The sequence below is a fragment of the Sinosporangium album genome, from assembly GCF_900100605.1.
GTDB classification, from domain to species: Bacteria; Actinomycetota; Actinomycetes; order Streptosporangiales; family Streptosporangiaceae; genus Sinosporangium; species Sinosporangium album.
Genome location: NZ_FNCN01000001.1, coordinates 80,462 through 106,452 on the forward strand (window position 1 = coordinate 80,462; position 25,991 = coordinate 106,452).

Genomic DNA, 25,991 nt, shown 5'->3' on the forward strand with positions numbered 1-25,991 from the left:
TCAGAACACCCGGTCGAGCCGTATGTGATGGGGCAGCAGGTTGAGGAACGCGTGCAGCGCACGCGTGGGGGTGCGCGTGGCCGAGGTCACCACGCTGAGCGTCCATGACAGCTCCGCGTCCGCCAAGGGCACGGCCCGTACGCGCGGCTCGACGGTCTCCGCGAACGCGGCGGGCAAGAAGGCCACGCCGAGCCCATGGGCCACGTACGCAGGGATCGTGGTCATGTCGGACACCTCAATGAGGACGCGGCGCGTCAACCCGGCCTTGGCGAAGGCGCTGTCGACCATCTCCCGCTGACCGAACCCGATGGGCATCTCCACGAACGGCTCGTCGGCGATCTCTTCGAGCCGTACGGCATCCCGCCCGCCCAGCGGATGATCCTCGGCCACGAGCAGCTGGAGGTCGTACTTCTTGATCGGCGCGACCCGCAACTGCTCGTCACGCAGGTCGGCCCCCACGAACGCCACGTCGATGTGACTTTCCTTGATCTTTTCGATCAACCCCGAGGTGCCGCGCTGCGACACCTCGATGCGGAGCCGCACCCCCGGATGCCGCCTGTGGAACTCGCCTGCCAAGCCGGGGACGTCGACGAGCGTCAGGCCGCTGAGCATGCCGACCGTCAGGCTCCCGCGCAGGCCCGCGGAGAGCGGCTCAACGGCCGCGCGGGCCCGATCGAGGGCCTCCAAGGCCGCCTTGGCCTCCGGCAAGAAGGCGAATCCGGCCTCGGTGAGCGTGGTGGACCGGGTCGACCGGGTGAGGAGTTCCGTCTTGAGGTCGGCCTCCAGCGCCTTGATGCCCGCCGACAACGTCGACTGCGTGACGTGGAGGCGCTGGGCGGCGCGCGTGAAGTTCAGCTCCTCCGCCACGGCGACGAAGTATTCCAGCCGCCTTTGGTCCACCGCTCCTCCAATTCACCGACGGTGGCGATTACGTCATCGGAATTCTTCGTTGGACACGATAGCCGGGAGGCGCGAGGGTGGTCGTGCGGCCCCCGGGGACCCGGTCCGGCGGTGTGGCCGAGCTCCCCGACCTGTCCACGAAGGAAGGAAGCATGCGCGTATCGCCTGTCCGACGGGGAGACGCTCTATGAACTCGCCGCGGCCAGTGAATCCACGGCGCCCACCTCCGGGAGGAGGACAGCATGACCACACCCCCAGCGTTGTCGGGGTCCGACCTACCGCATGCCCGAAATGCTCGACATGCCCGAACCACCCCACAGGCGTCCACCGCCCAGGCGCCCGCGGAAGCCGCCGACTCGTCCGGCCCGCGATTCCTCTTCATCGTGGGAGCCGTCGCCGCCGGCATGGTGGTCCCAGTGCAGGCCCGGCTGAACAGCGAGCTGAGCCACCGCCTCGACGACGGCATCGCGGCGGCCGCCCTCAACTTCACCGGCGGCCTGATCCTCACGACCGTCCTAGTCGTCTGCTTCCCTCGCCGGCGTCGGGCGCTTCAGACTCTCGCCACCGCCGTACGACAGCGCCGGCTTCCCCTCCGCTACCTGTTCGCCGGTGTCTTCGGAGGAACGCTCGCTCTCGCTCAGTCCACCGCCGCACTGATCACAGGGATCGCGGTGTTCACGATGTCGGTCATCGCCGGCCAGACGCTCAGCGGCCTGATCGTGGACGCCCGCGGCATCGGCGGCGGCCTCAAGCAGCGTCCGGATCGGCGGCGCCTCATCGGCGCGGCCGTCGTCCTGGTAGGCGCCCTCATCTCGGCCGTACCCGGGCTTTCCAGCGCCCCGACCCCGGGTGAGGTCCTGCTGCCGGCGCTGGTCGCACTCGGCGCGGGCTTCCTGCTCGGCCTGCAACAAGCCCTCAATGGAGCAACCGGGGCAGCGGCCGGATCGCCTCTCGCCGCCACCTGGGTGAGCTTCTGCGCCGGAGCGATCTTCCTCGCCCTGGCCTGGGGTATCAAGGCGATCATTCAGGGGGTCGGCGGACACCCGCTCCCCACCGACTGGTGGATCTACCTCGGAGGGCTGTGCGGAGTGCTGTTCATCGGGGCCTCCGCCTTCCTCGTCCGCCGAATAGGGGTGCTGCTGCTGACCATGGCGTTGATAGCAGGGCAGCTGGCGAGCTCGATCGCCTTGGACCTCCTCATTCCGTCGGGGAGCCGCTCCCCCGGCACCCTCACCGTCGTCGGCGCGATCCTCACCTTCGCGGCCGTCTGGATCGCCTCCCGACGTCCGCACGACGAGTCAACATAAAGCACACCAGTGCCCCACGGGCACGGAAGGAACTACACGGTGTCTCACGACAAAACCCAAGGAACGGAACGCATCCTGATTAAGGGCGCGTATGTGATGACCCAGGACGGGGCACTCGGCAACGCCGTCGGTGACATCCTCATCGCGAACGGCAAGATCAAGGAAGTCGGCCGGAAGCTTGAGGACGATCGTGCACGCGTCATAGACGGGAGGGGCAACGCCGTCCTCCCCGGATTCATCGACACACACCGCCACAACTGGCAGGGAGCGCTCCGCAACCTCGGCCCCGCCTGGACCTACAAGGAATACCGCGCCGCGATCCAGATCGGACTCGGCCAGTACTTCGAGCCGAGAGACGTCCACATCGGCAACCTGACCGCGGACACGCTGTCCATCGACGCGGGCGTCACGACGGTCCGCGACGAGTCGCACATCAGCAACAGCCCCGAACACACCGACGCGGCGATCGCGGCGCACTGGGAGTCCGGGATCCGCGCCGTCTTCGATCACGGATGGCCCTCCACGGACGCCGAGGAATGGCAGTTCGGCAGCTCGCGCACGCATCCGGACGACATCCGGCGCGTCCGGAACGACGTGCTCGCCGACGACTCGGCCCGTGTGACACTCAACGCCATGCTGCGCGGGCCGGAGATGTCCACCCCCGAGGTCGCCGAGCAGGACATCCGGCTGGCGCGGGAGCTGGGTCTTCGCATCAGCCTGCACGTGGGTCTGGGCGAATGGGGTGCCAAGCAGCAGGCCATCCGGCAGCTCCACGAGTCCGGCCTCCTCGCGGCGGACATGACCTTCATCCACTGCTGCACGTCGACCGACGAGGAGCTGAGGCTACTGGCCGCCCACGGGGCGACCGCGTCCGTGGCGTCGGCACTTGAGGTCTTCATGCCCGGCCTGGGCCAGCCCGCGACCAACCGGCTGCTCGCCGCGGGGGTACGGCCCAGCCTCAGTGTCGACACGGAGACGATCGTCAGCGGCGACATGTTCGGGGTCATGCGCGCTGCACTGGCCTACCAGCAGCTCGTCATCGCCGGGGCCGCGGGACCGATGGACCGCGAGCCCGGCCTGCCGACCTTCGACGCCGCCGACCTCATCTCCTTCGCCACCATCGAAGGCGCGCGGGCCTGCGGAATCGACGACCGCACCGGGAGCCTGACACCCGGCAAGGAGGCCGACCTGATCATGATCCGCCTCGACCACCCGAACCTGCTTCCGGCCACCGACGTCGCCGCCTCGATCGTCGCGGGAGGTCACGCAGGCAACGTCGACCTGGTCGTCGTGGCCGGCCGGATCCTCAAGGAGAACGGCGTGCTCAAGGGCGGCGAGGCCGTCTTCGAGCAGGCGGCGGCCTCCCGGGACAGGCTGTTCCATGCCGCGGGGATGCCGCTGCCCGCCTGAGCCACGTCCGCCGGTACACGGTGAAGGTGACCGACGGCCGGCTCGACATCCGCTCAGCGGCGCCCGCGCAGCCGCGGGTCGAGGGCGTCGCGCAGTGTGTCGCCCAGCAGGTTGAAGCCGAGCACGGTGATCATGATGCACATCCCCGGTACCAGCGAGGGCCACAGGGACAGCTCCATGAAGGCCTTGCCCGAGGACAGCATCGATCCCCAGGACGGCTCCGGGGGCTGCACGCCGAGCCCGAGGTATCCCAGCGATGCCTCGATGAGGATCGCGTAGGCCAGGGTCGTGGTGAACTGCACCGCGATGGGCGCCACGGAGTTCGGCAGCACGTATTTGAAGATGATGCGGGTGTTGCTCAGCCCGACCGCGCGGGCCGACTCGACGTACGGTTCCTTGCTGACCGACAGCGCGGTACCGCGCACGACGCGGGCGAAGTTGGGGATGAAGACGATGACCAGCGCCAGGATGAGGTTCTCGGTGCCGGGCCCCCGGGCGGCCACGACGGCCAGGGCCAGCAGCAGGGTCGGGAAGGAGAACAGCACGTCCATCATCGGGCTGATCACGCCGTCGAGCAGACCCCGGTAGTACCCGGCCAGAAGGCCCAGCACGACGCCGATGACCCCGGCGAAGGACACCACGATCAGGCTGACGGTCAGCGACGTCCTGGCGCCGTAGAGCGTACGGCTGAGCAGGTCGCGCCCCGCCTCGTCGGCGCCCAGCGGGAAGGTGCCGCTCGGTGGCGCGAGTCGATGGCCGGACATCGCGGTGGGGTCGTACGGCGCGAGCAGCGGGGCGAACACCGCCGCCAGCGTCATCACGATCACGATGACCACGCCGATAGCACCGATACGGTCTCTGAGGATCAGGTGGAGCAGGTGCCGGCCGCCGGCACGGGCGACCGGCGGCGGCGCCGGTGCGGGAGCGACTTCAGTGACCACTACGGAGCCTCGGATCCAGGTAGACGTAGATGAGGTCTACGAGCAGGTTGACCACGACGTAGAAGAGGGCGAGGAACAGGAGGGTGCCCTGGACCACGGGGTAGTCGCGCTGGCTGATCCCGCGGATCACCATGGTGCCCAGGCCCGGCCATGAGAAGACCTGCTCCACCACCACGGTGCCGCCGAGCAGGGCTCCCGCCTGGATGCCCAGAACGGTGACCACCGGTATCAGGGAGTTGCGCAGGGCGTGGCGGGTGACGACGACGGTTTCGCCGAGTCCTTTGGCGCGGGCGGTGCGCACATAGTCCTGGTTGAGCACTTCCAGCATGCTCGATCTGGTCATGCGCATGCTGATCGCGGCCAGGCCGGCGCCCAGCGTGACGGCCGGAAGGATGAGATAACGCAGGTTGTCGAGGACGCCCTCGCCTTCTCCGGCACCCTGGGAGGGGAGCCACCCCAGGGAGACGGAGAAGACGTAGACGAGGAGGATGCCGAGCCAGAAGTTGGGGAGGGACAGGCCGATCAGCGAGATGAGGCGCGACGCCGCGTCGAGGAGGCCGTTGCGCTTGGTGGCGCTGATCACGCCGAACGGGATCGAGATGAGTATTGACACCACCAGCGCGGAGACGGCCAAGACCAGCGTGGCGGGGAAGCGCTCGGCGATCTCGCTCAGCACGGGCTGACCGGTGCGCATCGACGTGCCGAGATCACCTTGGAGCAGTCCGCCGAACCAGTGCAGGAACTGTTCGTGCAGCGGCATGTCCAAGCCGAAGTAGCGGCGCATCTCGGCTTCGACCTGGGGGTCGCCGAAATCTTGGCCCATGATCGAACTGATGACGTCTCCGGGGATCATCCGGATCACGAAGAACGAGATGATCGAGATGCCGAGTAAAACCGGCACGACCGAGACCAGTCGGGTCAGCGTGATGCGCAGCAACGGTCAACTCCCAGGTGTGGGGGGTGGAGCTGGCCACCCGGGGTCTGAGTTCAACTTCAGTCGGGGTCGGCCTCGTCGGTGGCCATTTCCCGGGCCCATTCGTGCGCCCGCTTGGCGACGCGCAGCACCATGAGGGTCCGGCTTTCCATCAGTCCGTCGAGGTTGCCCAGCCGTTCGGTCCAGAATGTGCGCATTTCATTGCTGGACGTGAAGTAGCCGACGGCAACGATGTCGAACTGTCCGGTTACGTGGTAGACGTAGGAGATTTCGGGCATTGCGACGAGCTGCTCGATGAGCTGCTCTGTGGCGCCGGGGGCACTCTGGATCTCGAACATCGTGTGCACGGGCCGACCCATGAACGAGGGACTGGGGATCACCGCGAAATGGAACTGGCCTTCGGCCAGCAGCCTCTCCACGCGCCGTCTCACGGCCCCCTCCGACAGGCCGACCTTCGCTGCAAGCGCCACGTTCGTCTGGCGGGCATCTCTGATCAGCTCGCGGATGATGCTGCGATCCTTCTCGATCGAGCTCTTGGAGGCCATGATGTCCAATCTCATAGAAGTGTCATATTCGGCGTTTAAGTGAGCCTAGACGACGATGATCGGATGTGCAAGACTCCTAATTGACGAATTGCGACACTTTGGTGTGACGTAGAGGAGCTTCGATGCCCCTACTTGAAGTACAGGATCTGCGTACCGAGTTCCGTGCCGCGCAGGGCTCGGTGACGGCTGTCGACGGAGTGTCGTTCAGCGTCGACGCGGGTGAGATGGTGGCCTTGGTCGGTGAATCCGGGTGTGGAAAGTCGGCCACAGCCCAGTCGATCATGGGGCTGATCGTCCCGCCGGTCGGGCAGGTGACCGGCGGAAAGGTCCTCTTCGAGGGAAGGGACCTGCTCACCATGAAAGCCGGCGAGCTGCGCGCCGTCCGGGGCAAGGGGATCGCGATGATCTTCCAGGACCCCATGACCTCGCTGAACCCGGTCCTCACCATCGGCAAACAGCTCACCGAATCACTGCGCCTGCACCTCGGACTGAGCGGCAGGGCCGCCCGTGCGCGGGCGGTCGAACTTCTGGAGATGGTGCGGATCCCGGCACCGGAGACACGGTTGAGCTCGTACCCCCATCAGCTCTCCGGCGGCATGCGCCAGCGCGTGATGATCGCGATGGCCCTGTCCTGCGAGCCCCGGCTGATCCTCGCCGACGAGATCACCACGGCCCTCGATGTCACGATCCAGGCGCAGATCCTGGACCTCCTGCGCGACCTGGCCGCCGAGACCGGCACCGCGGTGCTCTTCATCACCCACGACCTCGGCGTCGTCGCGGGCATGGCCGAGCGGGTGAACGTCATGTACGCGGGTCAGATCGTCGAGCGAGCCGACACCGTGGAACTCTTCCACCGCCCGCAGATGCCCTACACCTGGGGACTGCTCGGCTCGGTGCCCCGGCTCGACCAGGTGCGCGGCGGCAAGCTGCGCCCTATCGCCGGGCAGCCGCCGGAACTGTCCGCGATGCCGCCCGGTTGCCGCTTCGGCCCCCGCTGTACACATGCGCGGGACGTCTGTGTCGAATCCTCGCCGGCGCTGACGCCGGTACGCGGCGGAGTCGATGACGTCCAACTGACCCGGTGCTGGGGAATGCAGGACGTGCCCGAGGGCGGATGGCTGTCGCTCAAGGACCGGTATGCCGATCAGCTGAACCAGGAGAAGTGATGTCCCAGCCGACCCCCGCCGCCGGAAACGCGGCCGTGGCGCCGCCCGAGGTCCGCCCGCTGCTGCAGGTGCGCGACCTCGCCGTCGACTTCAAAGTGCCGACCAAGGGATCACTGCGGGCCGCGTCCCTGCGCGCCGTGGCAGGAGTGAACCTCGACGCCATGCGAGGCGAGATCCTCGGGGTGGTCGGCGAGTCGGGCTGCGGCAAGTCCACCACCGGCCGGGCCATCCTGCAGCTCCTCAAACCCAGCCAGGGTACGGTCACCTTCGACGGGGTCGAACTCACCACACTGCCCCGCGGCCGCATGCGCGCGATGCGCCGCCGGATGCAAATGATCTTCCAGGACCCGTACGCGTCGCTCAACCCGCGGATGACGATCGGCGAACTCATCGAGGAACCCCTCCTCGTGCACTCAGGCGCGACGGCGCGCGAGCGGCGGGCCAGGGCGCTCGAAACCATGGACCTGGTGGGACTCAACGCCCGATGGCACGAACGCTACCCGCATGAACTCTCCGGCGGTCAGCGGCAGCGTGTGGGCATCGCCCGCGCGCTCGTCAGCAACCCCGACTTCATCGTCGCCGACGAACCGGTGTCGGCCCTGGACGTCTCGATCCAGGCCCAGATCGTCAACCTGCTGGAGTCACTGCAGGAGGATCTCGGCCTCACGATTCTGTTCATCGCCCACGACCTGGCCGTGGTGCGCCATCTCTGCGACCGCATCGCGGTGATGTACCTCGGCACCGTCGTCGAGATCGGCGACTGCGAGACCCTCTACAACCAGCCGCAACACCCCTACACCCAGGCGCTCCTATCCGCGGTGCCCATACCCGACCCATTAGTCGAGACAGAGCGCCGCCGCCGCATCCTCGTGGGCGACGTGCCCAGCCCGCTCAGCCCGCCCTCCGGATGCCGCTTCCGGACGCGGTGCTGGAAGGCCCAGGAGATCTGCGCGACAGAGACGCCGACGCTCACCTCCAGGAACTCCGGCCACCAGGCCGCCTGCCATTTCCCCGAAACGTCGGCCCCGGCGCCGCAGCCGACTCCGGCCGACAGATGAGGTCTCGTATGACCAGGCGAATCCCCCCGGTTCCGCACTATCTCAACCTTGTCGACGGCCGCTGGGTCGACGGCGAACGGCGCCCCAACACCAACCCCGCCCGCCCGGGGGAGGTCGTCGCGGAGTACGCCAGGGCCGAACCGGCCGACGTCCAAGCGGCCGTCGACGCCGCTGGCCGCGCACAGCCCGGCTGGGCCTCGACCCCGGTCGGGCGGCGGATGGAGATCCTCGACCGAATCGGCACCACCATCCTGGGGCGCGTGGAGGAACTCGCCGTTCTGCTCTCCCGCGAAGAGGGCAAACTTCTCGGCGAGGCCCGCGCCGAAGTCACCCGTGCAGGCCAGACGTTCCGCTACTACGCCCACCAACTGCTCCAGCCGCAAGGTGAGCTCTACCCAAGCACACGCGAACGCGTCTACGCCGAGGTGCGCCGCCGCCCCCTGGGCGTCGTGGGTGTCATCACCCCGTGGAACTACCCCTGGGCCATCCCCGCGTGGAAGGTCGCCCCCGCGTTGGCGTACGGCAACGCCGTGGTCCTCAAACCGGCCGAGCTCGTCACCGCCTCCGCCGGCGAGCTCGCCCGGATCATCGCCGGGTCCGGGCTGCCGCCGGGCGTGTTCAACCTGGTGATGGGCAGCGGCCGTACGGTCGGCGAGGAACTGCTGACCTCCGCCCGGATCGACGGCATCACGTTCACCGGCGGTACGGCCACCGGCCGGCATGTCGCACAGCAGTGCATCGCACACGGCAACAAACGGTTCCAACTGGAAATGGGTGGCAAGAACCCGCTCGTCGTGCTGGACGACGCCGACCTTTCGATCGCGGTGCGCTGCGCTCTCGACGGCAGCTTCTTCAGCACCGGGCAGCGCTGCACCGCCTCCAGCCGCCTGATCGTCCAAGCCGGCGTCCACGACCGGTTCGTGGACGCGCTCACCAAGGCCACGCAGGCTCTGCGGGTCGGCGACCCGCTGGACGAGCACAGTCGGCTCGGACCGGTGGCAAGTGCCGACCAGCTCACCCAGAACCTCGAATACGTCGAGATCGGCCGCAGGGAGGGCGCGACCGTCGTCGCAGGGGGGCAGCACACGGCGGACGAGGGGCAGTTCATGCGGCCCACCCTGTTCGTCGACGCGCGCAATGACATGCGCCTGGCCCGTGAGGAGATTTTCGGCCCGGTGAGCTGCGTCATCCGGGTCGACGGCTTCGACGAGGCGGTCGGCGTGGCCAACGACACGCCGTTCGGCCTGTCCTCAGGGATCATCACGACCTCCCTGTCCGCCGCGGAACGGTTCAAGTCGCTGTCCCGGTCGGGCATCGTCACCGTCAACCTCTCCACGGCCGGGACCGAGCTGCACCTGCCCTTCGGTGGCAGCGGGGCGTCCAACCACGGCCCGCGCGAGCAGGGCGTCTACGCCCGTGACTTCTACACCGTGCCCGTAACCTGCTACACGGGATGGTGAACCCGGCCACGACATCCACGACACCCACCCCCCTGCTGCACAGCGTCATGGAAAATATTCGAATATTCTCAGATCTACGCATCCTGCTACGATGAGCCCATGCCCCCGGAGAAGGCCCGTGCCAGCACCGAGGTCGTGCACGCTCTCATCCGGGCGGATCTCCTGGCCGGGGTGCATCAGCCGGGGGAGAAACTCAAGTTCTCACCCCTGTGCGAACGGTACGGCGCGAGCGTGAGCGTCATCCGCGAGGCGCTGACCCACCTGGCCGGGGAGGGACTCGTGATCGCGGAGCCGAGGATCGGGTTCCGTGTGCGGGATGTCTCCCTCCAGGACTTGAAGGACCTGACGGCCACCCGGATCGACATCGAGTCGCTGGCGCTGCGTTACGCGATCGAACGCGGCGACGTGGAGTGGGAGTCCCGCGTGGTCGCGGCGCACCACCGGCTTGAGCGCACACCGATGGTGAGTGCCGACGATCCGGCGCGGATCGCGGAAGACTGGGAGTCCGCCCACGGGTGTTTCCACGCGACCCTGCTCGACGGGTGCGGCAGCCCTCGATTGCTCGACATCGCGCGCGGGCTGCGGGACGCGGCGGAGTTCTATCGGCGTTGGTCGCAGACGCGCGATCCCGACCGCGACGTGGCGGGCGAGCACAAGGGGATCCTTGAGGCGACGTTGGCCCGGGACACGGACGCTGCGGAGGCCCGGTTGCGCGCGCACTACGCGCGGACGGTCGAGATCCTTGAACCGGCGCTGAGGGACAAGCGCTGACCGTGCGCCGAACGCCGAAGGCCGGCCCCAGGGTGGGGGTCCGGGGCCGGCCGGTGCTGCCGTTCGGCATCTCACCGCTTGCGGCGGCGTGTGCCGACCCCGAGCTCGTGCCTCGCGACCATGCGGAGGTACAGCAGGCTGTACTCTCAACCGATGATCTGGCATGGGGGATATGTCAGCCCAAACGGGAGTTGAGGATGCCGGTCCACTCCACGCGGATTGTGATCGCCGAGGACGACCCTCTCCTGCGCGAAGGCCTCGCGCTGCTGCTGCGCGCCGAGTCGCTCGACGTCGTGGCCACCGCCGCCGATCCCGACGGATTACTGGCCGCCGTCGACGCCCACGAACCCGACGTCGCCATCGTCGACGTCCGGATGCCGCCGACCCACACCGATGAGGGCATCGCGGCGGCGGTCGAGGCCCGGCGCCGCCATCCGGGCTTGGCCGTACTCGTGCTGTCGGCCTACGTGGAGCAGGCCTTCGCCACCGACCTGCTCGCTCAGGGAAGCGCCCGCCTGGGATATCTGCTCAAGGAGCGTGTCGGGCGGGTCCAGGAGTTCCTGGCGGCGCTGCGCCGGGTGGTGGAGGGAGGGACGGCCATCGATCCGGAGGTCATCGCCCAGCTCCTCACGCGCACCCGGTCGGATTACCGGCTGGAACGGCTCAGCCCGCGCGAACTCAACGTTCTGGCCCTGATGGCGGAGGGGCTGGGGAACGCCGCCATCGCCGAGAAACTCTTCGTCACCCCCGGCGCCGTCCACAAGCACATACGCAGCATCTTCGCCAAGCTCGACCTGGCGCCCACCGATCGGACGGACCGGCGCGTGGCCGCCGTCCTGCGCTACCTCGACGAGCGGGGAAGCCGGCCGCGCCGGTAGCGCCGGCCGTCAGCCGTCCTCGGGCCGGGCGACCCGGGCCGTACGGCGACGGCCCGGGCGTGAGGCACGCTACGCGCGCCGGCCGATCGGCCGACTCGAAGATCGGCGTCTCCGGTCCGTCCGACCCACAGGGTGAGGCGAGCTCACCCTCCTCCTCGATTCGGGCCGCGGCCCCGCCGGCCTCAGTAGCCGAGGCTGGGCTCGCGCATCGTGCCCATCAGTGTCTCTCCAGCCAGGTAGCGGTCGAAATTCGCAATGAAATCCTCGCAGAGGCGCTGCAGATTGCCCGAGGCCCGGAACGAGGTGTGGGGGGTGACGATGGTGCGCGGCAGCCCCCAGAACCGGCTGCCGGGAGACAGCGGCTCTTCCTCGAAGACATCGAGTACGGCGCCCGCGATCGTGCCCCGGGTCACCGCGTCCACGAAGTCCTCCTCGGCGATCAGCGCGCCCCGGCCCACGTTGATCAGTACCGCGGTGTCCTTCATCGCCGCGAAGTGCTCGGCGCGGATCATATAGGCGGTCTCCGGGGTCAGCGGCATCGCCAGCACCACCCAATCGGCCTCGGGGAGGACGTCCATGCACCGGTCGGCGGGCACCACCCGGTCGAACCCCTCACATGCCCGGCCGCTGCGGCTGACACCGATCACCGCGGCACCGAGGGCCTTGGCCCGCCAGGCCACCTCCCCGCCGATCGATCCGGTGCCGAAGACCAGCATCGTGCTGCCGGCGAAGTCGGTGGCGACCAGCCGTACCCACTCCCGCCGTTCCTGTGCCGCCTGCAACTCCGGAAAGGCCCGCGAACACATGAGGGCGGCGCCGATGACGTATTCACCGATCGGCACGCAGTAGGAGTGGGACGACCGGGTGAGCGTAACGCCCTCGGCCAGCCGCTGCGACAGGAGATCGCCACCGAACCAGTCGAAGCCGGCGGTGGTGACCTGGATCCAGCGCAGCTCACGGGCCTTGCCGAGGATGCCGTTCAGCATCTCCTCCCCCATCGAGCTGCAGAACAGCACCTCGGCGTCGACGTACTCCTCCAGCAGCGGCCCCTCGTCCGGCACCGGAGTGAAGCGACTGGCCGGGTAGCGCCCGGTCAACTGGGGCAGCATCCCGGCCAGGTTCGCGCTGATCAGTACGTGCGGCCCGGACTGGGCGGCGGTCACGCCGTCCCTTCGCGCTGCTGCATGCGCTTGGCGTAGGTCACCCCGCCCTTGGCCCACACGTCATGCGAGACCTCGAACAGGATGACCTGCGTGCTTTCACGGGGTGAACCGTACTTCACCATGACGTCGGTCAACTCGGCGATGATCGCCTCTCGGGTCGCCTGGTCGCGAGGGGAGAGCTCGACACGGATGTTGGCCATGGGATCAGTCCTCCTGGGGTGCCGACGCGTCGGCGAAATCGGGGTTACGGGAGTATTCAGCCTGTACGGCCAGGTAGGCGAAAGAATGCGAGACGCCGGTGCGCAGCACCGCGTCGAAGACCTCGCGGGCCTTGGCCGTGTCGCCCCGGTAGTAGTACCAGTTGCCCAGGCCGTATCCCTCGGTGGCGGTGCGCAGGTCGTCGCCGTCCAGCGTCTTCTGGAGCTCTTCGGGGGAGATGTCGCCCGTGTACAGACGCATCCTGTTCTCATAGCCGACGTAATGGTCCTCGGTGACGAGGTCGACCTCGCGGAACCGGTCCAGCACCTCCTCCGCCTCCTCGGCGCGACCGAGTCGGCGCAGCGCCATGTACTGCCAGTCGAGGGCGGCCACGGTGCCCTCCTGGTGGCGGGACGTACGCTCCGCCTCGCGGAAGGACGGGAGGCAGTCCGCGAAGTCGCCGCGAAGGTACTGCGCGACACCGAGGTGGTACCAGACGGAGGTGTGCAGGGTGGCCATGTAGCGGCCGAGCACCTGCGGGTCGGCCGCGGCCCGGGTGTCGGAGAGGTGCTGCGGACGCACCGCTTCGGGCCGGCCCAGGATGAGGCTGACGATGTCCTTCTCCACCTCGGGCTGGTACATCTCGTACTCGTCCTCGACCTGGTCGAGCTGCGCGGCGGCCGTGCGCAGATCCTCGATCGCCCCGGTGTAGTCGCGGATCGATATACGGCGGTGGCCGCGGAAGCGCAGCAGGCGGGCGCTGCCCGGCTCCTGCTCCAGCGCCTCGGTGAGCAGCGCGACGGCTTCGGCGTGCTTACTCAGATAGCCCTTGAGCCGCGCGGCGATGATGTAGCGATCGGTGAGCGGCAGAGACACCATGATTCCCTTTCGACGGTTGGTGCCGGTCGCGGAGGAGAGGGGCGGCCAAGGATGCGACCGCGCCCTCCCCAGGTCGGCGATAGGTCAGCGATCGAGCCAGAGCTTGCGGTAGAAGCGGTAGGTCGGGGTGGGATCGCCTTGGTAGCCCATGACGTCCTTCCTCACGACGTCGAAATCGGCGTTCAGGAACGTCATCGCCACCGGTCCGCGCTCGGCCAGGATGGTCTCCGCCTGCTGGTACAGCGCGGCGCGCTTCGCCTCGTCGAGCTCTGAGCGAGCCTGAACGACCAGCTTCTCGTACTCTGGATCGCTCCAGTCGCCGTAGTTCAGGCCGCCGCCCTTGAGGAAGCTGGCGGAGAACCGCTCATCCGGGTCGTAGGTCAGTCCGAAGCCGGACTGGTACATGTCGAAGTCGCCGGACTTGGTCTTGGTGTCGGCGGTGGTGGCCTCGACCGACTCGATGGTCACCTTGATGCCGATCTTGGCGAGTTGCTGCTGCTCCACTTCGGCGGAGCGCACCTGGAACGCGGAGGTCGCGATGACCATGAGCTTGGCCTCGAAACCGTCCGGATACCCGGCTTCGGCCAGCAGCGCCTTGGCCTTCTCGATGTCGGCCTTGCCGTACAGCGGCTTGGACACCGCGCCGAAGCGGTCCGGGGGCAGGTAGCCGGCGTTCAACGCGGTTCCGAAGCCGGAGTTGGCGACGTTGAGGATCTCCTGGCGGTCCAGCGCGTGATAGATCGCCTGCCGGACCTTGACGTTGTCGTAGGGCGCCTTAGAGGTGTTGAGCCGCAGATGCAGCGACAGGGAACCGGACCCGCCGTACCACTTGAGCGTTTCATCCTTCTTCAGCGCGTCGATGAATTCGGGGGCCGGACGCCACAGGAAGTCGATCGTGCCGCTGCGGACGGCGGCGGCGCGCGCGTTGTCGTCGGGATTGAAGGTGAAATCCATGCCGTCGAGGTAGGGGAGGTCCTTCTCCCAGTACTTGTCGTGCTTGTCGAGCTTGATGGCCTGGCCGGTCACCCGCGACGCCAGTTTGAACGGTCCACTGCCTCCGTCGACCTTGCCGTTGAGCCCGCCGGCCTCCACGACCGTGGAGTCGACAATGGAGGACGCCGTGGTGGACAGCAGGGTGAGGATCGCAGCGTTGGTCTGGGACAGCGTGATGACCACGGTGTGGTCGTCCTTGGCCTCGACCGACGAGATCGACTCGTAGCTCCGTGCTCTCGGCGCCCGGGTCTTCGGGTCTTTGATACGTTCCAACGAATACTTCACGTCTTTCGCGGTCACCTTCCGACCGCTGTGGAAGTACGCGTTGTCACGCAGTTTGAAGGTCAGCGTCTTGCCGTCGACGCTCTGCTCCCACGACTCGGCCAGCCCCGGTTTGATCTCGCCGCGATACGACTGGACCAAGGAGTCGTAGACCTGCTCGTTGATGACGAAGGCCGAGGTCTCCGACATGCGGTGAGGGTCGAGTTCGACGGCGTCGAGCCGGATCATGATGCTGAGCCGGCCGCCGGACTTGGGAGCCGAGGACGACTGCGTTTCATCCTGCAGGCGAACATTGCTGGACAGTCCGTCATTGGAGGGGGTGGCGCCACCGGCGGCGGGCGGAGGCGCGCCGCCCGAACCGCAGGCGGCGAGGAAGGTCAGGGCGGCTCCGGCCGCCAGCGTGTGATACAGAACCCGGGCTCTCAACGGATCCCTCCTTCGTGGGGGGGTGGGTGCGGCGCTAAGGAGCGGATTTCCACGCCTCCCCGAAAACTCGTAGCCAGTTGCCCCCGAGGATCTTGATGACCTCCTCCGGTGAGAATCCGCCGTCCAGAAGGGCGGAGGTGAAGTTCCCGAACTGTGAGGCATCGTCCATTCCCTCAGCTCGGCGCTGGTCCCATGGCCAGTCGCCGAGCAGGTTCCGGAGCTCCTTCGTCTTCTGCTGCTCGGCACGCATCGCCTCGGTGAGCGTTTCGTCATAGTCGGTCGCGATGGCGACATGGTCGACACCGGCCACGTCGACGACACGGGAGACGTGTTCGACGAAGCGTGCGAGGTCAGGGCGGCGTTGCGGTTCATCCGGGTGGTAGAGGAACGCCGACAGGGTCGTGATGCCGATGACGCCGCGCTGCTCACCCAAGCGCCGCAGGAAGGCATCTGACTTGGCCCGGATATGCGGAGAGAGCACATCGCAGAATGAATGGGTCACCACGACGGGCTTGTCGGAGGCGTCCATCGCGTCGAGTCCCGTTTGCTCACCGCAGTGGGAGACATCGACAAGGATGCCCAGTTCATTCATCGCCCGCACGAAAGCACGGCCCTGGTGGGTCAACCCCGGGTCGGTGCTCTCACCGCAGCCGGCGCCCAGCAGGTTCTGCCGCTGGTAGGTGAGTTGCAGGATGCGCACACCCAGGTCGTGGAAGGTGCCGAGCAGGTCGAGGTCCACGCCGATCATTTCGGTGTCCTGGGGGCCGAAGATGACGGCCTCCTTGCCCTCGGCCTTGGCCCGCCGGATATCGGCGACACTCAGCGCGAGCAGTACCGCGTCGGAGTGCTCGTCGATCCACCGGCGACACGCGTTGACTTCACGCAAGCCAGTGACCGTATCGGCATAAGGCCTGGTCACCGTGTGGTTGACGGCGGTGACGCCACCGCGGCGGATTCGGTTGAGATGCTCGTCGCCGAGCTCGATGACGGTGCTTCCGTCGATCACTGTGGCGGCGGCGTGGAGTTCGAGCGGCGAGAGGGGGACGCCTTTCGCTACGACATCGTTCAACGTCGCCTCCCAGCGCGTCGAATCAGGTAGGTACGGGCGACTCTACGATAACTGTGCAATCGTGTCTATATATGCGTTGAACTCGTCACTCAGTTGGGCCGTACTGACGAATTTCGTCAATCTGCTTGTAAGCATCGCGGCGGGAGTCTCGCACGGCTAGCCGACCGCGGCGTACGCCGCACAGCACATCGGGGCATGGCGGGGCATGGCGGGAACGAGTCGCGGCGCCGGATTCGTCCCGCCTTGGGCGAGCCCGGACCGGCTTAACGACTCCTTAGCGTTCTCGCAGCGCACCCCTATCGCAGGTCAGGACACCCTGGGGTCATGCGAACAAGGACAAGGTTCACTCTCGCCGCCGCAGTCGCCGCCGCCATCGCCGCCATCGGCACCGGGGCCGCCCTCGCGGGCACCGACACCACTCCCCCGCAGCCCGTCGCCGCCTCCACCTCCATCACTCCCCCGCCCTTCACCACCCCCGCCGACGACACGGGCGCCGTGCCGCCGGCCGGCGGCCCGCCCCCCGCGGTCGCCGAGGCCAAGGCCGTCGAGATCGCCCAGCAGCGCGTCCCCGGCGCGAAGGTCACCGAGGTGGAACTGGACGACGACGACAACGGAGGCCCGGTCTGGGAGATCGAGCTCCGCAACGGCGACCAGGAGTACGACGTGGACGTCTCCGCGGCCACCGGGGACATCACGAAGTTCGAGCAGGAGACCGACCGGGACGACGACCGCGACGATGACCGGAATGATGACCGGGACGACCGGCGCGACCGCGACGACGACCGCGACGACTAGCGCAGCGGCAAGGGCACGGTCCAAGCACGCCCTAGCGCGCTGATGACGATCGAACGGCCGCGCCGGCGACCCGCGACAACGACGTCCAAGGCCCCGGGACGACCCCACCACTCGCGGCGGCTCCGACGACAACATGCGTGACATCAGCGCCCAACATGGCTGTGCCGTACAGATCCTATTCAAACCATTTCAACCCACGACGACGGCGCGTGACCCCGACACGCGCCGCCCTTCAGGAGCACCGCGCGAGAAGGAACACGATGTTCAGTCCCGCGATCCCGACTTCGCTCCGCTCACGGCCAACGGCGTGCACCGCAGCCGGCGCGTTCAGGACGGGTGGGCGACATGCCCGACGCCACCGAACAGCGAGACCGTGCGGAGCCCACCGTCGTCATCGGGCCGCCAGTCACCCGCACGCACCACGTCAGCCCCACCTGGCCCGACCCGGTATTCGGTGACGACCCGCACACGCTCGAGGCCTGGACGCGCTGTCGACCAGGGCCGTCGCCGACCGGCTCGCCGTACGGATGAACACCGTCCTGTGGCATGTGAAGACCAAGACCCGGCTGCTGGAGCTGATGGCCGACGCGATATCGACCGCGGTGACTGGGTGAAGCAAGCTCTGCCAGGTAGACGTTGGAGTCGGCCGCCTCGCCACCCACGGCGATGCCCTGGCCGATCCGGGCGACGAGCAGCGGCGCGAACCAGCCGATTTGATCGAACGTCGGTAGCAGGCCGATCACCAGCGAGCCGCCCGCCATCAGCGCGATGGAGTACAGCAGGGCCAGACGCCGCCCTTTCAGGTCGGCCAGGCGTCCGAGCAGGAGTCCGCCGAGCGGACGGAAGAAAAAGGCCAGCGCGTACGCCACATGAATTCACCAGGATCAACAGGGCGCCGACTCGGCGGCTACCAGCTCAGCCGCGCGCCCTGTACCGGTACACCATCCGCGCTCAAGCTGTGACGACGGCCTTCACGAAGGCCGTCGTCGTCTGCTGAATCTACGATCAGAGCACTGAGTGCTCAGTCGAAGTACCGCACGGCTTCCTCATGTGGGATCGGTTCAACGATGGTCTGATCACGGACAATGTGCCAGTCGCGGTCTTCCGTGCGTCGCCAGACGTGCGAGTTGCGGCACCTGACGCTTGTCACTTCTCCGTCGGCCGCCTTGAGGATCGCGATGAAAATCATCCATCCAGAGGCGAAGTCGCCGGAGACCAGCACTTCCGGGCCCTCGGCAATCGCGTGCACTGCCGATTGCATAGTCATGAACGTCGGCCAGAACGCTTCCCCGTACTCGGCAACGGAGCGGAATGTCCGGCGCTGCGGATCGGCCTCGTCGAAGAGGATCACGTCGGTGTCGAAGTCGTAGTACCGGTCGAAGACGGTGCGGAATTCGCGCGGATCAGGGCCCTCCGCCTTGTCCCATTCGAAGATCCAGTCGCGCTGCAATGCAGCTACGTTCTGGGTTTCGGCCTGCGTTGTCGTGTCAGACATTCATCACCCTTCGGCGGTTCGTTCAGGATGGCATCGAGCCTGCCAATCCCGAGTTGCCCGAACCAGGGTGGCCTTTTCCTAGGACCGCCACAGCCACCAAGTGGCCGACAGCGCAGTCTTCCGGTCTGATCCGTGCCGCCGTTCCACCAGAGTGAGTCAGCTGGTGTGCCGGGAGGCGCCCAGGCGGTTGCTCGTCGGCGGATCGGTGGTGAGATCCCAGGTGCGCAAGGTGCCATCGACACTGGAGGAGACGGCGATGAGACCGGTCAGCGCGACGGAGTACACGGGTTGATCACGACCGGCGAGCGGCTCACTGCGGGGCTGGCCGGTGACCGGGTTCCAGAACTGTACGGTGCCTTTCTCCCGGCCGACGACCGCGAGTGGTTCGGCATCGAGCATGCCGATCGCAATGGACCAAACATGATCATTCTTAGCGATCGGAGGGGTCGGGGGTCCCGAGAGCCTGGCAATGTCAAGCGCTGAACGTTGGACCGACGCCGCCGCTGCATGGGCAGCTACATGGGGGCGACTACCGATCCAGCTGGAGTGGCGCTCGTCGACCTGCTCGACATCGAGCCGCGCAAGCATGTCCCCGATGCCGGATGCGGCAGTGGAGAGCTCCTGCGTCAAACGGAGTAGGGGGAACAGAAGGAGGCGATCGCGACAACCGCTCAGCAATTCGCCGTCGATGACGGCTACTTGCCGCACAACGCCTTCGGTTCGCGGTAGGCCGTCCTGCACCCGGTAAGTAGGGGTTCGTCTACGGGGTGGACAACGGTAGTCCGAAAGCACCGAAGTGGTCAGGTCCGAGAAAGGACGTGATCATGGAGATGCGGTCTTCGCGTAGGCCGAGGACAGTGATCGACCAGGCCTCATGCACGCTCGACTCATCCTGGCCGAGATAGAACGCGACGGACGGCTGGCGGTTGGCCCAGACGATTCGGTGCCGCCAGCTCGGGCACAGAGTCATCGGCACCGTGAGGGCGAAGTCCGCGACCCGACCGATGCCGCTGTACCAGTGCGGCAGCGGTGGCATCGTCCAAGTAACGTCCTGGGTGAGCAGCGATACGAAAGTGTCGATGTCGCCTTCCTCCAAGGCGGTGGCGAAACGGATGGCAATGGTGCGGGCTTCGTCGCCGGAGACTGCGAACGCATCATTCCTGGAGGACAGGGAGGGTACGGTTGCCGCGATCGTCCGCCGTGCCCGTGCAAGCGCTGAGTTCACGGAAGTACTCGAGGTCTCCATGACCTCGGCGATCTCCGCAGCAGAAAAATCCAAGACATCGAACAGAAGTAGCGCCGCGCGCTGGTTGCCAGGAAGATGTTGCAGCGCCGCGATGAACGCCAGTTCCATAGTGTCGCGTCGCTCTGAGCGTTCTTCAGGTTGCGAGTCGGGATACGGCGTGAGCCAGTCGGCATCAGCAAGCGGAGCCGAGTCGAGCACCGTGTGATCGGCTGCGGGCCCGAGGTCCATGGGCAGTGCTCGGCGCTTGCGGGCCTTGACGGTATCGAGGCAGGCGCGTGTCGCGACGGTGTACAACCAGGACCTGAGAGTGCTGCGCCCCTCAAACCGGGCGAGCCCCTTCCAAGCCCTCACGAAGGTCTCCTGAACTGCGTCTTCAGCGTCGTGGAACGAACCGAGCATCCGGTAGCAGTGAGCGAGCAACTCCCGGTGCAGCGGTGCCATCAGACGAGTGAAGGCTGCCTCGTCGCCGGCACGAGCCGCAGTGAGGTCAGTGTCTGACGCGGAACCTTCGTCCGGGTCGACGTTCGACGCAACTACTGCCTGAGCCATACCGACGATTCTCCCACCGTAGCGAAGTCATATCCAAAGATCGCCGGGCCACGCGGTCCTCGATCGGCGGCGAGGGAGCGTACGGGGGCGCATCCGACCCGTCACTGTCGTGTGATGCCCGTTTCGTCCGTCGTGGCGCGAGGATGCTGATCGGCCCACGACGGCCGAGGCCCCGCCGATCAGAAAAGTGACGCGTACGCGCCGACGATTCCGGCGCCCCGCCGCAGTCATACCCAGTGAGACCACCTCAAGACTCAACCACAGGAGTTCACCATGACAAGCAATGAGAACCGCCACGCAGCCGCATGGTTCGACGTGTCCACCCCCGACGCGATCCGCACAGCCGAGTTCTACTCCTCGTTGTTCGGGTGGCAGGTCACAACGGTGGACGACACCTACTCGCTGATGTCGGACGCCCGAGGGAACCCGGTCGGTGGCATCGGTCTCGCAGGTTCGGACAGTCCCTACACCGGCACTACGACGTATTTCGCTGTCGACGATGTCGCCACAACGCTGGAGCGGGTCGTTTCCGTCGGCGGCACCATCGTCTTCGGTCCTGTGGAGACCCCGATGGGTAAGATCGGGGCGTTCTTGGACCCCGACGGCAACCGAATCGGCGTCGTCGGTTCGTGAGTTGAGCCATGCAGATGCGAACCCGGAGCACACCATGAAGTACAGCCCTTGATCCCCGGTGACCACAGGGAGTGGCCCGAGGCGGGGCCGGTCGAGCACGAAGAATCGAGGGGGGACACCAGAGGTTCGCCGAGGTCGCCGGCGCTGCCGTTCCAGTGGGCGGCGAACTCGCAGCGGCCGACTCAGCGACGACCCTCTTGTCACGAGCTGGAGAGTCAGCGGGGAATTCCAGGGTCCGTTCCTGGACGCCCAGGTGACCGGCGGTGGCTTCCATCTAATCGACGCCTCAAATCTCGACGAGGCCAGCTGCATGGCGAGCTCTTGCCGGAGACAGCGGCGAGCTACGTCTCAGGCGTCGAGATTCGTCAAGTGATCGAACCGGGCTGATCGGAGCTGTCTTGCACAGCGGCCCCAGCAAGCCATCACCACACATACCAATCCGTATCGGACGTAATCATCCGAAGTAATGACAGGACTGCAGCCATGTCCAACGAATCAACTCCGCTCGACTTCACCTTTGACGCAAAGATCGGTGTGGACATCAAGGGTGACATCTGGACCTGCGTGGAAGTTCCAGGCTCAGCCGAACTCCTGGGCACCAAGAAGAGTGTTCGCGTAGACGCAACCGTCGACGGTATCGCGCTGCCGAACGTGGGGCTGATGGTCACCGGTACCGGAGGTCACATGCTTTCTCTCAACGCGAAAGTGCGCAAGCAGCTCGGCAAGGACACCGGCGATGTCGTCACAGTGCGCCTGCAGAACCGACGCTCGTGATACAGACCGATCCGTCCTCACGGACTCCGGCGACGATCCAGGGCACTGTTGCGAACCCATGTCTGCCGTTGCGCGGCCGGCGGTCGTTCTCGCGATGCGACCCCAGCTCGTGGTCATCGAGAACGTGCGCGGTCTGCTGTCTTCACCCGCCGTCCGCGCACGACGCTCCGCGCATGAACGTATGAGAACCTCCGTCCGGTCCTCTCACCCGACGATCGGAACAACCTCGATTGAGGGCTCTGTCCGGGTGGGACAGCGGACGCCGTAATGCTCGTGCGGCAGACCCCTCTGGCAGAGGAGAATCTAAGCATGACCGACACACTCGAGTCGCTGCTGGAAGCCGGCGGCTCCGCTGACGTGTCCGGGTGGGATTTCTCCTGGCTGGACGGGCGTGCCACCGAGGAACGCCCCTCCTGGGGGTACGCCCAGCAGCTCGCCGACCGGCTCAGCCGGGCGTCGGCATCTCTGGACATCCAGACCGGTGGCGGCGAGGTGCTTGCCGAAGCGAAGACTTTTCCTCCCACCGCGGTCGCAACGGAATCGTGGCCGCCGAACGTCATCAAAGCCACCCGAGTGCTGCATCCACGCGGCGTGGTCATCGTCGCCGACCCGGACCAGCCGCCGCTGCCGTTTGCCGATGAGGCCTTCGATCTGGTCACCAGCAGGCATCCCACGACGATCTGGTGGGAGGAGATCGCCCGCGTGCTCCAGCCCGGCGGCACCTACTTCGCCCAGCACGTCGGGCCGGCGAGCGTGTTCGAGCTGATCGAGTTCTTCCTCGGCCCGCAGCCCGAGGCCCGCCGAGGACGCCACCCCGACGACGAGACCGCAGCGGCGGAAGGCGCCGGACTGGAGATCGTCGATCTGCGAACAGCGAGGCTGCGCATCGAGATCCATGACGTCGCGGCTGTGGTCTACCTGCTGCGGAAGGTGATCTGGTGGGTGCCCGGATTCACCGTCGAGAAGTACCGCGACCGGCTCCGCGATCTCCACAACCGCATCCAGCAGGACGGGCCGTTCATCGCGCACTCCAGCCGCCACCTCATCGCAGCCCGTCGGCCGCTGGGCTAGCGCGTGGGCGTGGACTCGGCGGGGACAGGTGGCCCGAGGATTGTGCCGGCATAGCGCAACGCGGTCTCGATGCTGACGCTGAAAAGGTCGCAGATGCGGCGGACGTCACCGCCGGTCTGTTCGACCTCGTAGAGAATCCGGTCCGTGCGCAACACTTGCGCGGTCACGTCGGCCTTCTGCTGGGTCGTAGAGGTCCTGCTGTTCGGCCGAATCTCCGGCACCACGATCATCCGGCGGCTGTCATGAACGGCGAAGGCCGACAGACCGGCTCCTTCGGAGACGAGCTGACCAATGCGGCCATGATCGGGCTTGTCGTCTTGTTCGGCATTGCCTTCGGATTCCGTGGCGCCGACTCAGTCGCGGCATGGATCACAACCAAGCGCCAGCCCTGCCGGCGGTCCCACCTCCGGTAGCGGCGTGCTGTTCGATCCCGGTGACACTGCCGGGGCAATGCCGCCGTCGACCCGCAGCGCTCCCCGGTGGTGGCCGAGGACCGGTCGGACGCGAGGTACACGATGAGGTCGGCAACCTCCTCGGGCCGGATCAGCCGCCGCACCAACGAAGTCGGCCGTACCTCCGCCACCACGGCCCGCTCGGCCTCCGCGAAGGACGAGCCGCTCTCCCGCGCCCGCTGGGCCACGTACCGGTCGCTCGCCGGCCACGGGTCACTGACCACCACCCAGCTACCTGCACCCGGACGTACACAAGATCACTGCGGCGCTTCAGCGCGCCGACATCGCCTGCGGCCAGGCGCGTCGCGCCCGCTCACCGACCGGCGATGAGCCCCTTGGAGAGGGCGGGCAGAAGGCGCTCGGCCGAGGCGAGCCCATCGGTGGAGCGCTCGGCGACCCAGGCCACGGCGGCGACCAGCTCGAAGAGCACCGCCGCGTCGAACTCCTCGCGTGCGCTGCCCTCCTGCTGGGCGCGGCGCAGGAGCCGGGCCCCGGCCTCGTGCATCCGGTCGCAGGAGGCGCGCAGCGGCGAGCCCTCGTCGTACATGCTGCTGACCAGGGACGCGGCGAGACCTCGGCAGATACCCGCGTGCCGCGTGGCGGCGACGAGCCACAGCCGGAGCGCCTCGTCGGCGTCCTCCTCCGTGAGCAGTTCCTCGGCCCGCGCGTACAGCGCGTCGATGCTGTCGGCCACCACGGCGGCGAGCAGGGCGTCGCGGTGCGGGAAGTGGCGGTAGAGGGTGCCGGGGCCCACCCCGGCCCGTTTGGCGATGTCGTCCATGGGCGCGTCCGCGCCCTGCTCGCGGAAGAGTTCGGTGGCCACGGCCACCAGTAGGTCGTAGTTCCTGCGTGCGTCGGCGCGCATGGGCCGCCGCTGGTCGGCGGGGGTGGCCGGGGTCATGGGGACTCCTCGTCTCGCGGGCGCATTGAAAACGGACAGTGTCTCCGGTACGGTTCTGACTCCAGACGGAGACTATCTCCGCTTGCCCCCCTCTTGCACCCTGGCACAGCCCGCCCGCTGTCCCAACCCCCAGGAGAAAGTCGGCACATGTCGCAGTCAGCACGGCAGCAGAGTCAGGCAGACGGGACCACCCCCGCGGCGGGATTACTGACCCGCAACCCGGCGATCACGCTCGCCCTCATCGTGTCCTGCGAGTTCATGCTCCAACTGGACACCACGATCATGAACGTGGCCCTGCCCACCGTGCGGGAGGATCTCGGCTTCGGAGAGGCCCAACTCTCCTGGGTGATCAACGCCTTCCTCCTCGCCTTCGGCGGACTGCTGCTGCTCGGCGGGCGGGCCGGAGACATCCTCGGACACCGCAAGGTCTTCATCGCGGGCACCGTCCTGTTCACCGTGGCCTCCGCGATCGGCGGGCTCGCGCCCACCGCCGAGACACTGGTGGCGGCCCGGGCGCTCCAGGGAGTCGGCGCCGCCCTCGCCGCGCCGACCGGCATCGCCCTGCTGGCGACCAACTTCCAGGAGGGCAAGGAACGCAACCGCGCCTTCGCCATCTACTCCACCGTCGCCGGTTCCGGTCTCGCACTCGGCCTCGTCCTCGGCGGCATCCTCACCACCGGCCTGTCCTGGCGCTGGGTCCTGTTCATCAACATCCCGTTCGGCGCCCTCGTCGTCGCCCTGGCTCCGCGCCACATCAAGGAGACCGGCCGCAACCCCGGCCGGTTCGACGTGGGTGGCGCGCTGACCTCCACCGCGGGTATGACCGCCCTGGTCTACGGCTTCATCCGGGTCTCCGAGGGCCCCTGGAGCGACCCCTTGGCGCTGGTCTCCTTCACCGTGGGGGTCGTGCTCATGGCGGCGTTCCTTGCGATCGAGCGGCGGGCCGCGCAGCCCATCATGCCGCTGCGGCTGTTCACCCGGCGGACCCGCGCAGGCGCCTACGTCAACCTGCTGCTGCTCGCCGCCACCCTCACCAGCATGTGGTTCTTCCTGGTCCAGTTCCTCCAGGGCGTCCTGGGCTACGACGCGCTGACCGCCGGCCTCGCCTTCCTGCCCATGGCCGCCGCGGTATTCGGGGCCTCACAGTTCGTACCGAAGATCCTCCCCCGGTTCGGCACCAAGCCGGTGGCCGTGACCGGCATCGTCAGCGTCGGCCTGGCCACCGCGTGGCTCACCCGGCTCTCCCCCGACAGCGACTACCTCACCGGGGTGCTGGGGCCGTTGGTCCTCTTCGGCTTGGGCGCCGGGCTCGCGCTCGTCTCGCACAACCTCACCGTGATGTCCGAGACGCCCGAGGAGGACACCGGGGCCGCCTCGGGCGTCCTCCAGGCCATGCTGACCGTCGGCGGATCGCTCGGACTCGCCCTCCTTGTCACGGCGTTCGGCCGGTCCCTGCGGGCGGCGCAGGAGCGTCTCCCGGCCGGGCTGAGCGAGGCCGAGGCGGCTCGCCGGACCCTGGCGGAGGGCGTCTCCGCCGCCTTCACCCTCGGTTCCCTCTTCGCGGTGGTGGGGCTACTGATCGTGGTCTTCGTGGTGCGCGGAAAGCGTCCCGACCTCAAGGAGGGGTGACGGTACACATAATGAGTAGGAGGTAAGCGCCACGCGTGACGATCCGAATAAGCAGTGCGACGAGTA

General features: G+C 67.4%; 28 protein-coding genes. 12 read left to right on the forward strand and 16 right to left on the reverse strand.

Features of this window, described 5'->3' with window-relative positions; translation table 11 throughout:
- Positions 1-900: a LysR family transcriptional regulator gene (locus tag BLQ73_RS00350; RefSeq protein ID WP_093167034.1), complete on the reverse strand. Its 900-nt coding sequence runs from the start codon at positions 898-900 to the stop codon at positions 1-3.
- 242 nt (positions 901-1,142) lie between these two features.
- Between BLQ73_RS00350 and BLQ73_RS00355 the strand changes: the two genes are divergently transcribed.
- On the forward strand, positions 1,143-2,207 hold the full coding sequence (locus tag BLQ73_RS00355; RefSeq protein WP_093167036.1) for a DMT family transporter: 1,065 nt from the start codon (positions 1,143-1,145) through the stop codon (positions 2,205-2,207).
- A gap of 39 nt (positions 2,208-2,246) precedes the next feature.
- Entirely contained in the window at positions 2,247-3,617 is a 1,371-nt protein-coding gene (locus tag BLQ73_RS00360; RefSeq protein ID WP_093167038.1) for an amidohydrolase family protein, read from the forward strand.
- A gap of 53 nt (positions 3,618-3,670) precedes the next feature.
- Here BLQ73_RS00360 and BLQ73_RS00365 read toward each other — a convergent pair whose 3' ends face one another.
- The 3 genes from BLQ73_RS00365 to BLQ73_RS00375 are packed head-to-tail and all read right to left on the reverse strand — an operon-like array spanning position 3,671 to position 6,052.
- Complete coding sequence (locus tag BLQ73_RS00365; protein ID WP_093167039.1) at positions 3,671-4,558, reverse strand: ABC transporter permease; 888 nt, start codon at positions 4,556-4,558, stop codon at positions 3,671-3,673.
- Entirely contained in the window at positions 4,548-5,495 is a 948-nt protein-coding gene (nikB, locus tag BLQ73_RS00370; RefSeq protein ID WP_218125560.1) for a nickel ABC transporter permease, read from the reverse strand. Before nikB ends, BLQ73_RS00365 begins: the two co-directional genes overlap by 11 nt.
- Before the next feature lie 56 nt (positions 5,496-5,551).
- Positions 5,552-6,052, reverse strand: coding sequence for an Lrp/AsnC family transcriptional regulator (locus tag BLQ73_RS00375; RefSeq protein WP_093167041.1), 501 nt, complete (start codon positions 6,050-6,052; stop codon positions 5,552-5,554).
- Between the two features lie 107 nt (positions 6,053-6,159).
- Here BLQ73_RS00375 and BLQ73_RS00380 point away from each other — a divergent pair, with 107 nt between their 5' ends.
- The 5 genes from BLQ73_RS00380 to BLQ73_RS00400 all read left to right on the forward strand — a co-directional run bounded on the left by BLQ73_RS00380 (position 6,160) and on the right by BLQ73_RS00400 (position 11,370).
- Entirely contained in the window at positions 6,160-7,203 is a 1,044-nt protein-coding gene (locus BLQ73_RS00380; protein ID WP_093167043.1) for an ABC transporter ATP-binding protein, read from the forward strand.
- Positions 7,203-8,261 carry an ABC transporter ATP-binding protein gene (locus BLQ73_RS00385; protein WP_093167045.1) on the forward strand — a complete coding sequence of 353 codons (1,059 nt, stop codon included), beginning with the start codon at positions 7,203-7,205 and terminating at the stop codon, positions 8,259-8,261. Before BLQ73_RS00380 ends, BLQ73_RS00385 begins: the two co-directional genes overlap by 1 nt.
- Positions 8,262-8,269: 8 nt before the next feature.
- Positions 8,270-9,721 carry an aldehyde dehydrogenase family protein gene (locus BLQ73_RS00390; protein ID WP_093167047.1) on the forward strand — a complete coding sequence of 484 codons (1,452 nt, stop codon included), beginning with the start codon at positions 8,270-8,272 and terminating at the stop codon, positions 9,719-9,721.
- Positions 9,722-9,820: 99 nt separating this feature from the next.
- Positions 9,821-10,492, forward strand: a complete 672-nt coding sequence (locus tag BLQ73_RS00395) for a GntR family transcriptional regulator (protein WP_093167049.1) — start codon at positions 9,821-9,823, stop codon at positions 10,490-10,492.
- A 197-nt stretch (positions 10,493-10,689) separates the two neighbouring features.
- A complete protein-coding gene (locus BLQ73_RS00400; RefSeq protein ID WP_093167051.1) occupies positions 10,690-11,370 on the forward strand; it encodes a response regulator in 681 nt (226 codons plus the stop codon).
- Positions 11,371-11,552: 182 nt separating this feature from the next.
- Here BLQ73_RS00400 and BLQ73_RS00405 read toward each other — a convergent pair whose 3' ends face one another.
- The 5 genes from BLQ73_RS00405 to BLQ73_RS00420 form a co-directional block, all read right to left on the reverse strand.
- Positions 11,553-12,533 (reverse strand): D-2-hydroxyacid dehydrogenase, encoded by a 981-nt coding sequence (locus BLQ73_RS00405; protein WP_093167053.1) that lies wholly within the window; start codon positions 12,531-12,533, stop codon positions 11,553-11,555.
- Positions 12,530-12,733, reverse strand: a complete 204-nt coding sequence (locus BLQ73_RS30815; RefSeq protein ID WP_143020054.1) for a tautomerase family protein — start codon at positions 12,731-12,733, stop codon at positions 12,530-12,532. Before BLQ73_RS30815 ends, BLQ73_RS00405 begins: the two co-directional genes overlap by 4 nt.
- A gap of 4 nt (positions 12,734-12,737) precedes the next feature.
- Positions 12,738-13,610 carry a tetratricopeptide repeat protein gene (locus BLQ73_RS30820; protein WP_143020055.1) on the reverse strand — a complete coding sequence of 291 codons (873 nt, stop codon included), beginning with the start codon at positions 13,608-13,610 and terminating at the stop codon, positions 12,738-12,740.
- An 84-nt stretch (positions 13,611-13,694) separates the two neighbouring features.
- A complete protein-coding gene (locus tag BLQ73_RS00415) occupies positions 13,695-15,311 on the reverse strand; it encodes an ABC transporter substrate-binding protein (RefSeq protein ID WP_176955195.1) in 1,617 nt (538 codons plus the stop codon).
- A 34-nt stretch (positions 15,312-15,345) separates the two neighbouring features.
- A complete protein-coding gene (locus tag BLQ73_RS00420; RefSeq protein ID WP_093167057.1) occupies positions 15,346-16,380 on the reverse strand; it encodes a dipeptidase in 1,035 nt (344 codons plus the stop codon).
- A 324-nt stretch (positions 16,381-16,704) separates the two neighbouring features.
- Between BLQ73_RS00420 and BLQ73_RS00425 the strand changes: the two genes are divergently transcribed.
- Positions 16,705-17,175 (forward strand): PepSY domain-containing protein, encoded by a 471-nt coding sequence (locus tag BLQ73_RS00425; RefSeq protein WP_093167059.1) that lies wholly within the window; start codon positions 16,705-16,707, stop codon positions 17,173-17,175.
- A gap of 293 nt (positions 17,176-17,468) precedes the next feature.
- On the opposite strand, the gene BLQ73_RS34805 is transcribed toward BLQ73_RS00425, so the two are convergent.
- The 4 genes from BLQ73_RS34805 to BLQ73_RS00445 all read right to left on the reverse strand — a co-directional run bounded on the left by BLQ73_RS34805 (position 17,469) and on the right by BLQ73_RS00445 (position 20,465).
- Positions 17,469-18,044, reverse strand: coding sequence for an MFS transporter (locus BLQ73_RS34805; RefSeq protein WP_218125561.1), 576 nt, complete (start codon positions 18,042-18,044; stop codon positions 17,469-17,471).
- Positions 18,045-18,196: 152 nt separating this feature from the next.
- Complete coding sequence (locus BLQ73_RS00435) at positions 18,197-18,670, reverse strand: YybH family protein (RefSeq protein ID WP_143020057.1); 474 nt, start codon at positions 18,668-18,670, stop codon at positions 18,197-18,199.
- A gap of 156 nt (positions 18,671-18,826) precedes the next feature.
- Positions 18,827-19,300 carry a WD40 repeat domain-containing protein gene (locus BLQ73_RS30825; protein WP_176955196.1) on the reverse strand — a complete coding sequence of 158 codons (474 nt, stop codon included), beginning with the start codon at positions 19,298-19,300 and terminating at the stop codon, positions 18,827-18,829.
- A gap of 130 nt (positions 19,301-19,430) precedes the next feature.
- The gene (locus tag BLQ73_RS00445) at positions 19,431-20,465 is read right to left on the reverse strand and encodes a sigma-70 family RNA polymerase sigma factor (RefSeq protein ID WP_093167064.1); all 1,035 of its coding nucleotides are present in this window, start codon (positions 20,463-20,465) and stop codon (positions 19,431-19,433) included.
- A 273-nt stretch (positions 20,466-20,738) separates the two neighbouring features.
- Between BLQ73_RS00445 and BLQ73_RS00450 the strand changes: the two genes are divergently transcribed.
- From BLQ73_RS00450 to BLQ73_RS00460, 3 genes are all read left to right on the forward strand, one after another.
- Positions 20,739-21,098: a VOC family protein gene (locus BLQ73_RS00450; protein ID WP_093167066.1), complete on the forward strand. Its 360-nt coding sequence runs from the start codon at positions 20,739-20,741 to the stop codon at positions 21,096-21,098.
- 483 nt (positions 21,099-21,581) lie between these two features.
- Positions 21,582-21,872 carry a DUF1905 domain-containing protein gene (locus BLQ73_RS00455; protein ID WP_093167068.1) on the forward strand — a complete coding sequence of 97 codons (291 nt, stop codon included), beginning with the start codon at positions 21,582-21,584 and terminating at the stop codon, positions 21,870-21,872.
- A 309-nt stretch (positions 21,873-22,181) separates the two neighbouring features.
- Positions 22,182-22,943, forward strand: coding sequence for a class I SAM-dependent methyltransferase (locus BLQ73_RS00460; RefSeq protein ID WP_093167070.1), 762 nt, complete (start codon positions 22,182-22,184; stop codon positions 22,941-22,943).
- Here BLQ73_RS00460 and BLQ73_RS00465 read toward each other — a convergent pair.
- From BLQ73_RS00465 to BLQ73_RS00475, 3 genes are all read right to left on the reverse strand, one after another.
- Entirely contained in the window at positions 22,940-23,173 is a 234-nt protein-coding gene (locus BLQ73_RS00465; protein ID WP_093167072.1) for a hypothetical protein, read from the reverse strand. The genes BLQ73_RS00460 and BLQ73_RS00465 overlap by 4 nt on opposite strands.
- The gene (locus BLQ73_RS33725; RefSeq protein ID WP_338056568.1) at positions 23,170-23,622 is read right to left on the reverse strand and encodes an SDR family oxidoreductase; all 453 of its coding nucleotides are present in this window, start codon (positions 23,620-23,622) and stop codon (positions 23,170-23,172) included. Before BLQ73_RS33725 ends, BLQ73_RS00465 begins: the two co-directional genes overlap by 4 nt.
- 86 nt (positions 23,623-23,708) lie before the next feature.
- Positions 23,709-24,296: a TetR/AcrR family transcriptional regulator gene (locus BLQ73_RS00475; protein ID WP_093167074.1), complete on the reverse strand. Its 588-nt coding sequence runs from the start codon at positions 24,294-24,296 to the stop codon at positions 23,709-23,711.
- Between the two features lie 147 nt (positions 24,297-24,443).
- Between BLQ73_RS00475 and BLQ73_RS00480 the strand changes: the two genes are divergently transcribed.
- Positions 24,444-25,925: an MFS transporter gene (locus BLQ73_RS00480; RefSeq protein WP_093167076.1), complete on the forward strand. Its 1,482-nt coding sequence runs from the start codon at positions 24,444-24,446 to the stop codon at positions 25,923-25,925.
- Positions 25,926-25,991 lie beyond the last annotated feature (66 nt).